This window comes from Rhodococcus sp. OK302 (assembly GCF_002245895.1).
GTDB lineage: Bacteria > Actinomycetota > Actinomycetes > Mycobacteriales > Mycobacteriaceae > Rhodococcus_F.
In genome coordinates, this window is sequence record NZ_NPJZ01000001.1 from 4,818,896 (window position 1) to 4,832,890 (window position 13,995).

A 13,995-nucleotide genomic window follows, 5' to 3' on the forward strand; every position below is an offset into this window, starting at 1 on the left:
ATAACGACTGTGCACCAGTCCACGGATGACTCCACCAGCCCGAGAACTCGTCAGCGAATCACTCCGAGAAGTCGAAGGCGATTCATTGCGTCGGCCGCTCTCGCACTGATGTTGGTCCCCTTGCTGGCCGGCTGCCTGCGCGTTCAGGTGTCCATGGGCGTTTCCGCCGACGACCGTGTGTCCGGCCAGATCGTTGCCGCTGTCATCCCGGCGAACGAGACGGACAAGGGACCACAGTTGACGCCACCCTCGTCGCTCGAGAAACAAATTCGGGTCCAGGAGTACAAGAAGGACGGTTACGTCGGTTCGCAGGCGTTCTTCTCGGACCTCAGCTTCGGGGACGTCGCGCAACTGAGTTCCATGACGGACGAGGGCGCCGGTTCGTTCCAGCTCACACTCACTCGAAGTGGTGACACCGTCACCCTCGACGGAAAAGCCGACCTGAAGTCCGTCCCGGCCCAGGGTTCCGATATCCAATTCAGCATCGCATTTCCGGCGCGAATCGCGACAACCAACGGTAATCGCGACGGCGATTCACGAGTCTCGTGGAGTCTGCCGGCCGGTGAAGTATCCACTGTGCGTGCCGAAGTGAGCTATGCGGATCCGAGTACTCGAACTTTTGCGGGCTGGGCCGGAATCATGGCCGGACTGACACTCGGCGTCGCAATCATCGTCGGCGCAATGGCGTGGATGATGCGCAACCGCACTCCCGTCGCACGCGCGCCGAAAAGCCCGTCGCCATCTGACACGTGAATAAGATCGGTCGCCGAGCCCTCACAGTCGCATCCGCCTTCGCAGTCGGCAGCGCTGCCATGAGCGTCCTCAACCGAATCACCACCCCCACTCTGGCCGTAGGTCCACCTGATCCGATCTTCGAGCGGGTGACCGCGATTGTTCCGGCGCGCAACGAGGAAACTCGGCTGCCGTTCTTGATCGACGATCTCCGCGCACAAAGTGGGATCAAGCACCTCCGGGTCGTGATCTACGACGACCGTTCCACCGATCGCACCGCGTCACTCGCCGAGGATTCAGCCGCCGGCGATATTCGATTCACCATTGTCCGGGGCGAGGACGAACTGCCGGACGGATGGCTGGGCAAGTCCGCCGCCTGTAATCAGGCTGCGCGCCACGGTGACTCGACCGATGCCGACATTCTGATATTCCTCGACGCCGACGTCCGACTCGGTCCCGACGCCCTGGCTGCGGCCGTCACCGAACTGCGTCGCAGCGGAGCGTCGTTGCTGAGTCCGTGGCCCACGCAGATTGCCGTTACTGCCGCCGAACGCATCGTTCAACCGTTGCTGTGCTGGTCATGGGCGGCAACACTGCCGACGCTGATCTCCAACGCTGTCACCGCGCCGTCGATGGCCGTTGCGTGCGGTCAGTTCCTCGTTTTCGACGCGTCGAACTACCGGCAGATCGGTGGGCACCGCGCCGTCGCGGCATCCGTGACCGAGGATCTCGATCTGGCGCGGGCACTGCGGGCGGCCGGTCTACGCACTGTCGTGGCTCTCGCCGGTGAGCATGCATCCTGCCGAATGTATTCCAGCGCACCGGAACTGCGTGAGGGTTACGGGAAGTGGCTGTGGACCGCCTTCGGTGCGCCGACGTCCACGGCAGTGGTGCTGTTTGTCGCCGCCGGAATCTGGATCGCGCCCGCCGTTACCCTCGTCTGCGGCAGCGGCCGGGTACGCGCAGTCGCGGCAATCGGATACGCAGCCGGCGTCTTCTCGCGACTTGCATCACGAAACATGGAGACCCGCAAGGCAATTTGCATCCGCGATATCGCGGACGCGGCTACCCACCCACTGTCGATTGCAGCCGCAATCGGCCTCGCGGTGGACTCCAACCGAAGGCATCGACTCGGCCGGGCTACCTGGAAAGGCCGAACGATCCCCTGACGCTAGCGAGCTGCAGCCGAACCCGTCGACGCTTCGGACGTCAGCCCGAGTCGTTCGAGCACCTCACTGGTTGCACGCGCAAAATTGAGCGTGATGAAGTGCAAGCACGGCGCGCCTTCAGCGATCAATCGTTCGCCCATTTCAGTGGCCAGATCGATACCGAGTTCACGGACAGCCGCCCTGTTCTCCTGGGCGCCACTGCCTGCTGCGGCGTCGAACCTACGCTCGAGTGCCGGCGGCAACGAAGACCCGGACAGCTCGAGCATGCGACGCACAGATCCGAGCGACGTGACCGGCATGATTTCGGGAATGATCGGCTTTGCACCCTGTTCCGGGTCGAACGCACTGACGCGATCACGCAGACGCAGGTAGTCGTCAACGTCGAAGAACATCTGGGTAATGGAGTACTCGGCACCGGCGCGCAACTTCGCGACCAGGTACTTCGTGTCATGTGCCAGATCCGGCGCCCGATAGTGCCCTTCGGGGAACGACGCCACACCAACGTGGAAGTCACCGAGGTCGCGGACCATCCGCACCAATTCTTCGGCGTACTCGACACCGTCGGGATGCTTCTTCCACTCCCCGAGTGGGTCCCCGGGCGGATCGCCGCGCAAAACCAAGATGTTGCTGATGCCACGGTCTGCATACGCACCGACCATGGATCGAAGTTCGTCGATGCTGTGAGAAACAGCTGTCAAATGTGCAACGGGCAGCAGCGTCGTCTCTTCTGCCAGCTCACCCGTAACCCGAACAGTGCGGTCACGTGTCGAGCCACCCGCGCCGTACGTCATGGAGACAAATGCCGGACCGAGCCTCTCGAACGTACGCACGGCACGCCACAACCGCGCTTCGGCTTCTGCGTCGCGCGGCGGTGAAAACTCGACCGAGAACGGAATCCGACCGCCTGTGTGAGACGTGATCCGATCGACGATCGACGGTGTTCGGCTGGCCCAGCCCTCGCTGGAGCGTCCCCTGACTGCATCGAATGTCACGAGGTAAGCATATGTTTTGTTGCCGAGGAAGGGCGCATCGCACCCAGCCAGGCATCTCGAATGCCAGGATCATGCAGTTCACGGGCCACACCGAGCGTCGGTGGATCCCCCACTAAGCTGGACTCGATGCTCACCCCGTGCCGTGATCGCCAGGCGTGAGAAGTAACCGACCTTGGAGGCCATCTGTGTCTGCTGGAACCGACCCCACCCGAGCGAATTCAGCCGACACAGCCGCATTCCCGACCTCCCTCGAGTTGCCGGCACTGTTCGAGCAGAGCCTGCGCGACTTCTTCGCCTCACGCCGCGACATGGTCGAGAACATCGGCGGCGGATACGAGAATGCCGTGGCCACGCTCGAGAGTTTTGTGCTGCGGGGCGGAAAACGCGTCCGACCGGCCTTCGCCTGGACGGGGTGGCTCGGCGCCGGCGGCGATCCGCAGGGTGTAGACGGCGAGAGCGTTCTGCGGGCTTGCACCGCACTCGAACTTGTCCAGGCCTGCGCACTGGTCCACGACGACATCATTGACGCCTCGACCACCCGACGCGGATTCCCGACCGTGCATGTCGAGTTCGAAAATCAACATAGCGGTAACAACTGGAGCGGCGACGGCGCACACTTCGGCGAAGCTGTCGCCATCCTGCTCGGCGATCTGGCCTTGGCCTGGGCCGACGACATGATGCGTGAATCCGGCATCGACGCCGCTACTGCGGCGCGGGTCAGCCCGGTCTGGTCGGCAATGCGCACCGAGGTTCTCGGCGGTCAATTCCTCGATATCAGCAACGAAGCCCGCGGCGACGAAACCGTCGAATCAGCCATGCGTGTGAACCGCTACAAAACCGCGGCGTACACGATCGAACGTCCCCTGCATCTGGGTGCTGTCCTCTACGGCGCTGACGCCGCACTGATCGACGCGTACCGAAAGTTCGGCACCGACATCGGCATCGCATTTCAACTTCGCGACGACCTGCTCGGTGTGTTCGGGGATCCGTCGATCACCGGCAAACCGTCGGGAGACGACCTGCGCACCGGCAAGCGAACAACCCTGTTCGCTGCGGCGCTCGATCGCGCCGACGCCACCGATCCGGCTGCAGCGCAGCTACTTCGCGACGGAATCGGTACCGACCTGACCGACTCCGACGTCGACACTTTGCGTGTCGCGATCACCGATCTCGGGGCTGTGGCGGACGCCGAAGCGCGCATCGCAGCACTGGTCGAATCTGCCGGATCCGCACTGGAATCGAGCAGCGCGACCCCGGAAGCCAAGATCCGGCTCACCGATATGGCCATCGCGGCCACCTCGCGAACCTACTGATCGTGGGCCACATCCGAACCGTCAGTGCCCCAACCGATCACGTGGTCATCGTGGGCGCCGGACTCGCCGGACTGTCCGCGGGACTGCATCTACTGGGCGCCGGCCGCGCGGTCACGATTCTCGAAGCCGATGCCACCGTCGGCGGTCGCGTCGGTCGGTACTGCGGCCCCGATTACACTGTCGACAACGGCGCTACCGTTCTGACGATGCCGCAGTTGATCGACGAGGCACTGGCAGCCGTCGGTGCACATTCCGACTCGACGACTCCGAAACTTGTTGTCCACAAACTTGATCCGGCGTACCACGCCCGATTCGCAGACGGCACCACCTTGGACGTCAGCTCGGATCCCGACACCATGGCAGCCGAAGTCAGCAGACTGTGCGGTCCCGACGAGGCTCGGCGATACCGGTCGCTGCGACGTTGGCTTGCGCAAATTTTCGACGCCGAATTCGACCGCTTCATGGATGCGAACTTCGATTCACCGCTCGATTTGGTAAATTCGTCGGCTGCACTCAAGGATCTATCCAAGCTTCTTGCACTCCGCGGTTTCGGATCCCTCGGACACCAAGTGGACCGGTTCATCCGAGATCCGCGACTCCGAAGAATCTTCACCTTCCAGGCCCTCTATGCCGGAGTCGCACCGGCGCGCGCGCTGGCCGTCTACGGCGCCATCGCGCACATGGACACCTCTCTGGGCGTCTACTTCCCCGAAGGTGGCATGCACACCATCGCGGCATCGATGGCGGACGCTTTCACGACAAGCGGCGGCAAACTCCGACTCGACACTCCCGTCGAGCGACTCGAGACAACCGGCCGACGTGTCAGCGCGGTACTTACGACCTCGGGCGAACGCCTTTCCTGCGACGCCCTTGTCTTGACACCCGACGTCCTCGTCACCGACCAACTGTTGCGCCCACACACTCGTCGACGGCCCCGCCGGGTCCGAACATCACCGTCGGCGGTGGTGATTCACGGCACAATCCTGTCGTCGATTGCAGACCGATGGCCAGCGAACCGACACCACACGATCGATTTCGGCGATGCGTGGGAACGCACCTTCGCGGAGATCACAGCCGGACCTGGCCGCGGCACTCTCATGAGTGATCCGTCACTGTTGATCACCAGACCAGCGGTCACCGATGCCGGGTTGACGTTCAGGAGGGACGGCCGCACACGCGAGCCCCTCTCGATTCTCGCACCGTGCCCCAACCTCGTCAGCGCACCGCTCGACTGGTCGAAACTGGAGACTCCGTACGTCCGCGAAATCCTCGGTACCCTGCAACAACGCGGATACGACGGACTGGCTGACGGACTCGACATCGACCACGTCGACACACCCCGAACATGGTTGGACAAAGGGATGACCGCCGGCAGTCCGTTTGCGGCTGCACACACGTTCAGTCAGACCGGACCGTTTCGTCGAAAGAACCTCGAACCAGGCTTCGACAACGTCGTTCTGGCCGGTTCCGGAACGGTACCGGGGGTGGGTGTGCCGACGGTCCTCCTCTCCGGACGACTGGCCGCCGAGCGCATCACGGGCGCGCGCAATCGAGGCGAGGCCGTACTTGGTCCCGCGAGCAACTAAACTAGCCCCTCGTAACCGACCATTCGCCAGAAATTCACACGAACCGTAACCGAACACCTCGGGGGAGGAAGCTGTACCCATGACGTCCTCTGCCGCTCTGTCCGGCGAAGCCGGTCCGCACGTAGCAGCCACCGCACAATCGTGGCAGCGAAGAGCCGCCGACTTCCTACGGACCCCCGAAGGACACAGCGCACTTCTCGGTTTTGTCGGTGCCGCCATGATCACGTTCGGTGGATTCGGCGCCGGTAGCGTTCGGCGACAGGACCCCCTGCTGGAATCGATGCACCTGTCCTGGCTCCGATTCGGGCACGGATCGATCCTGTCCGCGGCGATCGTCTGGATCGGCGTGCTGTGCATGATCGGCGCCTGGGTGCGGTTGGGTCGCTCCACTCTGCGCGGCGACGTCACGCTACGAGGACTTCGATACATTGTGCCGCTCTGGACATTTCCGCTGCTTTTCGCGGTTCCCATGTTCAGCCGAGACGCGTTCTCGTATCTCGCCCAAGGCGCATTGCTGCGTGACGGTTTCGACCCGTACTCCGTGGGTCCGGTGGTCAATCCCGGGATTCTGCTCGACAACGTGTCCAACGTGTGGACAACAACCACCACTCCGTACGGCCCGGTTCACCTCCTCCTGACCGATGCGATTGTTCGACTGACCGGCGAAAACGTCATCGCGGGCACGATGCTGCTGCGAATCACGATGCTGCCGGGCCTTGCGCTGATGATGTGGGCGGTCCCCCACCTGGCCAAGAAACTCGGCGGAAACACGGCGATCGCGCTGTGGCTCGCCGTCCTCAATCCGCTGGTCCTGATTCACCTCATCGGCGGCGTGCACAACGAAATGCTGATGGTCGGTCTCATGGTTGCCGGTATCGCGCTTGCACTCGAACGCAAACACATGTTCGGCATCGCCCTGATCGCCGTCGCCGTCGCGATCAAGGCAACTGCCGGTGTTGCACTTCCGTTCGTCGTCTGGATCTGGATGATTCACGAACGCGAGAATGCTGTCGCCGAAGGTCGCGAACCGATGTCACCGATCCGTTCCTTCGTGAAAACGGCGGGTATCGGATTCGCGATATTCGTTGCCGTCCTCGGTTCCACGTCTCTGATCGCGGGCGTCGGACTCGGCTGGACAACAGCGCTGTCCGGGTCTAACAAGATCATCAACTGGCTGTCCTTGCCGACGATCTTCGCCCACCTCTCCACTCTCGCGACTTCGTGGTTCGCCGGAGACCACTTCAACGACATACTCGCGGTTGCCCGAACGGTGGCCGCGGTCATCCTGGTCGTGATTGTCGCTCTCGTCTGGTGGCGGTACCGGAAAACCGAACGCGACGCCGTCATGGGCATCGTCATCGCCATGATCGCGATTGTGGTTCTCTCACCGGCAGCACTCCCCTGGTACTACTCGTGGCCGTTGGCCGTCGCCGCGGGCTTCGCGCTGTCGCCGACCACCCTCGCCATCCTGGTCGGGCTCTCGAGCTGGCTGATGCTCGTTTTCCAGCCCGACGGTTCGATCGGCATGTACTCGTTCCCCCACGTCGCCCTGGCGACGTTTGCATCGGTAGTCGCGGCCATGTCGCTTCGAACCGAAGATCCCCTACGTTTACGCGGACGCAAGCCGGACGAGAAACCTGCTGAAGTGGTTTCGACCACCCCATGAGTTCGATTGCTCCACAAGCACTATCGGAATCATTTGCGTTCTGCGAGCGCGTGACCGCCGAACACGGTCGGACCTACTACCTGGCGGCCCGCCTGCTCCCGTCGGCGCGCAGACGAGCCGTGCACGCCCTCTATGCCTTTGCTCGCGGTGTCGACGACTTGGTGGACGTAGTCGAGCCGGGTGCCTTAGATGATCTGAGTGTCAGGCTTGCCGACGTCGAAAGAGCCACGTTTGCCGAGCTCTCGGGGTCCGACCTTATCGGCGCGTCGGGGTCCGACCTTATCGGCGCGTCGGGGTCCGACCTTACTGGCGCGTCGGGGTCCGACCTTACTGGCGCTGCCCTACCTACTGAGCTGACCAAGGTGCTGCCCGCATTTGCGCACACGGTCAAGCACTTCGGCATTCCGGTGGACTACTTCCACGCGTTCTTCCGGTCGATGCGCATGGATGCGCCCGGCACCCCGGAGTTTCGTCCGGTCTACCGGACCATGTGCGAGCTGAACGAGTACATGTACGGATCCGCTGTGGTGATCGGGCTGCAATTGCTCCCGATACTCGGCGTCGGCGTCCCCTTGGAGGATGCCGCCGGGCCGGCATCGAAGCTCGGTGAAGCATTTCAGCTGACCAACTTCATTCGCGACGTCGGCGAAGACCTCGATCGCGGGCGTCTCTATCTCCCCCTCGACGAGTGGGCACCTTTCGGCGTCGACGTGGAACTTCTCGAGCACGGACGCCGAACCGGTGTTACCGACGCCCGGGTCGTACGTGCGCTGGCGCATTTCATCGCTGTCACCCGCGCGCAGTATCGCCAGGCAGAATGCGGTATCGAGATGCTGGATCCGCGGGTCCAGCCGTCGATTCGTACGGCGTACGTGCTCTACGGCGCAATTCTCGACCAGGTGGAATCGGCCGACTTTCAGATCCTTGATCGTCGAGTGACCGTTCCCACCAGCACCCGCTTGCGGGTCGCCGTTCCGGCGTTGTTGCGGTCGGCTGTCAGAAGGCCATTGCCTGTGCGCGACGAATGACCTCACGGGCCAGGTCGCCGTGCAAAGCGTCGACAGGCCGGCCCGGCAACGATTCGTCGGCCTTGAACAGCCAACGCAAGGTCTCCTTGTCGGTGTATCCACCGTCGTGAAGAACAGCCAGGAGGCCCGGGAGCCACTTCACGATCTGTCCGTCCTCGTCGAAGAACACCTCGGGGACGCTCAGGACACTGCGGCGCTTGATTGCGATGATCTTGCGATCGCGAAGCAACTGGTGCACCTTGCTCAACGGCAACCCGAGATTCTTCGCTACATCTGCCAGCTGAAACAGGGAAACCGAAGAATCCAGGACATCGTCACAATAAGGAAAGGCGCTCACCAGGTGAAGTTTATCGGGTCCGGTGAGTGCACGACGTACCGCCCAGCACATGGTGGCAACTTTGCGTCGGTGGCGCTGGCTACGATGGACACGATGCGGAGTATTCGCTGAGTCCGACACACATCGGCCACTGCAGAAGCGACCGACACCGAGGCGACCGACATTGATCCGGAAGTTTCGACACAAACACAGATTTTCACTACGGAGGTCAAGGGTTGATCGGCGAAATGCTCGAACGCCGCTATCGAGTGGACGCGCCAATCGCGCGCGGCGGAATGTCAACTGTGTATCGAGGTCTCGATACCCGGTTGGATCGACCCGTCGCGATCAAAGTCATGGATCCACAGTTCGCCGCCGATCCGGCCTTTCTGACGCGTTTCGAGTTCGAAGCGCGGGCAGTTGCACGTCTCAAACATCCAGCGCTGGTTGCTGTCTACGACCAGGGCAGCGATCGCGGTCATGCGTTCCTCGTCATGGAATTGGTCGACGGCGGCACTCTGCGCGAATTGCTCCGTGAGCGTGGCCCCATGCCCCCGCACGCCGTTGCCGCCGTTGTCGGCCCAGTCCTCGACGCATTGGCGGTGGCGCATCGGGGCGGCTTGGTGCACCGGGACGTCAAACCCGAAAACATCCTGATCTCGGACTCGGGTGAAGTGAAGATCGCCGATTTCGGTCTGGTCCGAGCTGCTGCCGCCGCAACGACGACATCGAACAGCGTCATTCTCGGCACGGCCGCGTACTTGTCTCCCGAGCAGGTCACGTCGGGCGTCGCGGATCCGCGCAGCGACGTGTACTCGACCGGCGTCTTGATGTTCGAACTCCTCACCGGTACAACACCTTTCACCGGAGATACATCGCTGTCCATCGCGTACCAGAGAATTCACGACGACGTCCCGGCGCCCAGTTCACGCATCGCCGGAGTGCCGGCGCAGTTCGATCGTCTTGTCGCGCAGGCCACCCACCGTGAACCGGCACATCGTTTTGCCGACGCCGGCGAGATGGCGGCCGCCCTCCGCATCGTGTGCGAACAACTCGAGCTCCCCTCCTACCGCGTTCCCGCCCCCCGGCGTTCCGCACAGCATCAGAGCGCACACCCAGCGCCGCAGCCCACACCGGCTCCCCGCCCCACCCAAAACCCCGGCCACGCAGCTACCACGGCGTTTGTTCCAGGCGCTGCCGCAGCGCCTACCACCGTGACGCCTCACAGTGCGTCACCGGCGAACGACGGAATCCAGCACACCCGAGCAGTCACGGCGCAAACAGTGCGTCCGTCCGTCGCTGACGAAGACCCCGCGGACGACACCGCAGATCAGGTCGACGACCCCAACGCCCATTTCGCCGACGCTCGACGACGCTCCCGCCGCACCACTCTGGTCTGGCTGCTTGTCATCGCACTGCTCGCGCTCGCCCTGGGCGTCGGCGGCTGGTGGATGGGATCGGGCCGATTCACGGCGGTCCCCCAGATCGGCGGCCTGAACAAGGACGCCGCACTGACCGCGCTCCACGACGCCAACTTGTCTCCGGAGATTCGTGGCGAATACTCCGACTCCCAGGCCGTCGACATCGTCGTCGGCACCGACCCGGCCGCAGGTTCGCGGGTCACGCGCGGTTCGAGCGTTGCACTCGTGACCTCGCTCGGACGCCCCACTGTGCCGCCCGCCGGCGGCAGCGTCAACGACACCAAGAGTCAGCTCACCGCGCGCACCCTGGTACCCGTCGACGGCGGTGAAACTTTCAGTTCCAAGGTCCCCATCGGCGGTGTCGCCGCACTCGAGCCGGCGCCGGGAACGGCAGTGCCGGTGGGCTCCTCCGTCAAGGTCGTCACGTCCAAAGGATCACCACCCGTTGATGTTCCCGACGTGAAGGGTATGTCGGAGAACGCCGCCCGCGCCGCCCTCGACAAGGTGGGCATCACCGTCAGCGAAACCCGAACCGTCTTCGACGAAAAAATCGAAGGCGGCAAGATCATCGGCACCGATCCGGCCGTGGGTGCGTCGGTCAGCGCCGGAACATCCGTTGTACTGCTCGTCTCGAATTCCGTGAAAGTACCCAACCTCCTCGGGCGTACCGTCTCCTCGGCGCGCGAAGAACTCACCCGAATCGGTCTCGAACTCACTGTGCGCCAACTGACTCAGAACGACAGTTCCCTCATCGTCAGCCAGAGCGACAAAAACGATCTGGTTGCCAAGGGCGCCAACGTCACCGTCGTCGCGATTCCGTAAAGACACACACGGGGCAACCGAAAACGCCCCCACTCGAATGAACGAGTGAGGGCGCTGCGACAAAAAATCTTCAGCCACGCAACATTTCGGCGACGAGGAACGCAAGCTCCAACGACTGCTGAGTGTTGAGGCGGGGATCGCAAGCCGTCTCGTAACGACCCGACAAGTCACCGTCGGAAATATCCTGCGCACCACCGAGGCACTCGGTGACGTTCTCACCGGTCAGTTCGACGTGGATTCCGCCCGGATGAGTTCCGAGTCCGTTGTGCACCTCGAAGAATCCCTGAACCTCGTCGACGATGCGATCGAAGTGACGGGTCTTGTATCCGGTGGATGCCTCATGCGTGTTGCCGTGCATGGGATCGCACTGCCAGATGACCTGGTGACCAGTGGCCTGGACCTTCTCGATGATGGCGGGAAGCAGGTCACGGACCTTGCCGTTACCCATCCGCGAGATCAGAGTCAAGCGGCCGGGCTTGTTGGTCGGGTCGAGACGCTCGACGTATTCGACGGCCATTTCCGGAGTGGTCGTGGGACCGATCTTCAACCCGATCGGGTTGGACACCAGTTCTGCGAAAGCGATGTGCGCGCCGTCGAGTTGACGGGTGCGGTCACCGATCCACAGGAAATGCGCGGACAAGTCGTACAACTTGGGGTGTTCGCTGTCGTTGTCGAGACGCAGCATTGCACGCTCGTAGTCGAGGACCAGCGCCTCGTGGCTGGCGAAGATCTGCGCCTGATGCAGGCTCGGATCCGTGACACCGCAGGCATTCATGAACTGCAGACCACGATCTATTTCCGAAGCCAGCTGCTCGTATCGTGCGCCCGCGGGGGATGCAGCGACGAACTCACGATTCCAGTCGTGAACCTTGTGCAGATCTGCCATTCCCGCGCCGGTGAGCGCGCGAACCAGGTTCATCGCAGCACTGGCGTTGGCGTATGCCCGCACGAGTCGTGACGGATCATGGGCACGCACAGCTTCGTCGGCAACGATCGAGTTGACCATGTCGCCGCGGTAGGACTTGAGGCCCAACGCGTCGATGTCGGACGAACGAGGCTTGGCGTACTGGCCGGCGATGCGAGCGACCTTGACCACCGGCATCGACGAGCCGTACGTGAGTACAACAGCCATCTGCAGCAAAGTGCGGATGTTGCCCTTGATGTGAGGCTCGGTGTTGTCGGCAAACGTCTCGGCGCAGTCACCGCCCTGGAGCAGGAACGCCTCGCCGCGTGCTACCTGAGCGAGACGCTCGGACAGCGCCTCCACTTCGCTTGCCACCGTGATCGGCGGCACGCTCTCGAGCACAGTGCGCATCGCGGCCGCCTGATCAGCGGGCCACGAAGGCTGCTGCGCAGCAGGTTTTGCGAGTGCCTCGTCGAGCTGCTGACGCAGTCCGGCAGGCAACGGCGGGAGTTCGGGCAAGCGGTCGATGGGCACGTCGACGGTCCAGTTCACGACTACAGGATATTCGCTCACCCGACCGTGCGTCACACAGGCTCTCGATAGCTGAGAACTCGACTGCACGTGTTGCCCATCACAGCTGGTCAGCGAAGTGACCGGGCCCGAGCGATCGCATCGAACTTCACGAGGTTGTGTCGTGCGTCCGCGAGCGCGTCATGGGCGTCGGCCGGCGCGGACGGGAGCGCCGGACTGCCGTTGTCCTCCCAGAACTGGCGGAGTTCACGGGTGTAACGCGGCAACGACTGCGGCAACTCGGTCATGTCACCCCACAGTTGGCACAACGCGACGTGGTCGTACGCCGCGACCCATGCCCACAGTTCCGGTACGACCATCGGCCGGGGAACAAAGAACTTCAGGAGATCGTCGCGGATCTTGTCTCGTGACTTCCACAGCGGCGACGAAGGCTGCGGCAGTTTCGGCAAGACATTCTTGCGCACCCAACTCCCGGCACGCGCCGGATCGAACTCGGTGGAGACGGCATAGTACTCACGACCGTCCTCACAGACGACGCCGATGGACACGAGGTCGATGGTTCGACCGTCTTCGATGAATTCACAGTCGTAGAAGTAGCGCACGTCCGAAAACTATGCCGCACGCGCTACCTCGAGGGCTAATGCGCGTGCGGCACCTGTGGTGAATCTCTAACTGGCCCGCGTATCCGGGACCGGCGCCTGATCGGGAGTCGCACCATCTGCATCAGGGAGGGCGACCAGTTCGACGACGGGTTCAGCCGCCGGGGATGTTTCAGCAGGGCTGCTCGGCTGCTTGTTCTTCAGGCTCGCCGCATAAATGTCGACGTACTCCTGACCGGAGAGCTTCATCAGCTTGTACATCACCTCGTCGGTGACGGCCCGCTCCACGAAACGGTTGCCGCCCATACCTTCGAACCGCGAGAAATCGATGGGCTCACCGACAATGATGGTGACCTTGGCCGGGCGCCACACCTTGGACCCGATGGGATTCATCTTGTCGGTGCCGACCATGGCAACCGGAATCACCTTGACGCCGGATTCCAGTGCGAGACGGGCCATTCCGGTCTTTCCCTTGTACAGGCGACCATCGGGAGAGCGTGTGCCCTCCGGATAAATCCCGAGAAGACTCCCGGAATTGAGAACCTTCAGTCCGGCATTGAGTGCGTCCTGAGCCGCGTCGGCGCCGGTACGGTCGATCGGGACCTGGCCGACGGCGGTGAAGAACCATCGCTGGAAGGCACCCTTGAGTCCGGTACCGGTGAAGTACTCACTCTTGGCCAGGAAAGTGATCCGGCGGTTCGAGCGCAACGGCAGGTAAAACGAGTCGAGGACAGCCTGATGGTTGCTGGCCAGAATCGCCGCACCCTCAGTGGGAATATTCTCGTGGCCTTTGATCGTCGGACGTCCGAGGACCCACAGAATCGGCCCCACGAACACATATTTGACGAGCCAATACCACACGGCGTCCCTCCCATTCACAACCCGAATTGCCCTGAGCACGACCTTACTGCGCACC

At 62.9% G+C, this 13,995-nt stretch carries 12 protein-coding genes; 7 read left to right on the forward strand and 5 right to left on the reverse strand.

Annotation, left to right across the window (positions count from 1 at the left end; all coding sequences use genetic code 11):
• Positions 1-108 precede the first annotated feature (108 nt).
• Together BDB13_RS22065 and BDB13_RS22070 are read left to right on the forward strand one after the other, a co-directional pair.
• Positions 109-753, forward strand: coding sequence for an LppM family (lipo)protein (locus BDB13_RS22065; RefSeq protein WP_206040991.1), 645 nt, complete (start codon positions 109-111; stop codon positions 751-753).
• Complete coding sequence (locus tag BDB13_RS22070; protein ID WP_254922917.1) at positions 750-1,901, forward strand: glycosyltransferase; 1,152 nt, start codon at positions 750-752, stop codon at positions 1,899-1,901. The genes BDB13_RS22065 and BDB13_RS22070 overlap by 4 nt, the downstream gene beginning before the upstream one ends.
• Positions 1,902-1,903: 2 nt before the next feature.
• On the opposite strand, the gene BDB13_RS22075 is transcribed toward BDB13_RS22070, so the two are convergent.
• Positions 1,904-2,893, reverse strand: a complete 990-nt coding sequence (locus BDB13_RS22075; RefSeq protein WP_094273703.1) for a methylenetetrahydrofolate reductase — start codon at positions 2,891-2,893, stop codon at positions 1,904-1,906.
• Positions 2,894-3,201: 308 nt separating this feature from the next.
• Here BDB13_RS22075 and BDB13_RS22080 point away from each other — a divergent pair, with 308 nt between their 5' ends.
• The 4 genes from BDB13_RS22080 to BDB13_RS22095 all read left to right on the forward strand — a co-directional run bounded on the left by BDB13_RS22080 (position 3,202) and on the right by BDB13_RS22095 (position 8,486).
• A complete protein-coding gene (locus BDB13_RS22080) occupies positions 3,202-4,206 on the forward strand; it encodes a polyprenyl synthetase family protein (protein ID WP_176459739.1) in 1,005 nt (334 codons plus the stop codon).
• The gene (crtI, locus tag BDB13_RS22085) at positions 4,206-5,792 is read left to right on the forward strand and encodes a phytoene desaturase family protein (protein ID WP_094273704.1); all 1,587 of its coding nucleotides are present in this window, start codon (positions 4,206-4,208) and stop codon (positions 5,790-5,792) included. The genes BDB13_RS22080 and crtI overlap by 1 nt, the downstream gene beginning before the upstream one ends.
• Before the next feature lie 79 nt (positions 5,793-5,871).
• Complete coding sequence (locus BDB13_RS22090) at positions 5,872-7,458, forward strand: alpha-(1->6)-mannopyranosyltransferase A (RefSeq protein ID WP_094273705.1); 1,587 nt, start codon at positions 5,872-5,874, stop codon at positions 7,456-7,458.
• Positions 7,455-8,486, forward strand: coding sequence for a phytoene/squalene synthase family protein (locus tag BDB13_RS22095; protein ID WP_094273706.1), 1,032 nt, complete (start codon positions 7,455-7,457; stop codon positions 8,484-8,486). Before BDB13_RS22090 ends, BDB13_RS22095 begins: the two co-directional genes overlap by 4 nt.
• Here the strand turns inward: BDB13_RS22095 and BDB13_RS22100 are convergent.
• Complete coding sequence (locus tag BDB13_RS22100) at positions 8,455-8,823, reverse strand: Rv2175c family DNA-binding protein (protein ID WP_094275107.1); 369 nt, start codon at positions 8,821-8,823, stop codon at positions 8,455-8,457. The genes BDB13_RS22095 and BDB13_RS22100 overlap by 32 nt on opposite strands.
• Before the next feature lie 215 nt (positions 8,824-9,038).
• Here BDB13_RS22100 and pknB point away from each other — a divergent pair, with 215 nt between their 5' ends.
• Entirely contained in the window at positions 9,039-11,045 is a 2,007-nt protein-coding gene (pknB, locus tag BDB13_RS22105; protein ID WP_094273707.1) for a Stk1 family PASTA domain-containing Ser/Thr kinase, read from the forward strand.
• A gap of 70 nt (positions 11,046-11,115) precedes the next feature.
• Here the strand turns inward: pknB and BDB13_RS22110 are convergent, their stop codons facing one another.
• From BDB13_RS22110 to BDB13_RS22120, 3 genes are all read right to left on the reverse strand, one after another.
• Positions 11,116-12,501 (reverse strand): class II 3-deoxy-7-phosphoheptulonate synthase, encoded by a 1,386-nt coding sequence (locus BDB13_RS22110; RefSeq protein WP_094275108.1) that lies wholly within the window; start codon positions 12,499-12,501, stop codon positions 11,116-11,118.
• Positions 12,502-12,590: 89 nt separating this feature from the next.
• A complete protein-coding gene (locus BDB13_RS22115; protein ID WP_094273708.1) occupies positions 12,591-13,082 on the reverse strand; it encodes a polyadenylate-specific 3'-exoribonuclease AS in 492 nt (163 codons plus the stop codon).
• A 66-nt stretch (positions 13,083-13,148) separates the two neighbouring features.
• Positions 13,149-13,940: a lysophospholipid acyltransferase family protein gene (locus BDB13_RS22120; protein ID WP_094273709.1), complete on the reverse strand. Its 792-nt coding sequence runs from the start codon at positions 13,938-13,940 to the stop codon at positions 13,149-13,151.
• Positions 13,941-13,995 lie beyond the last annotated feature (55 nt).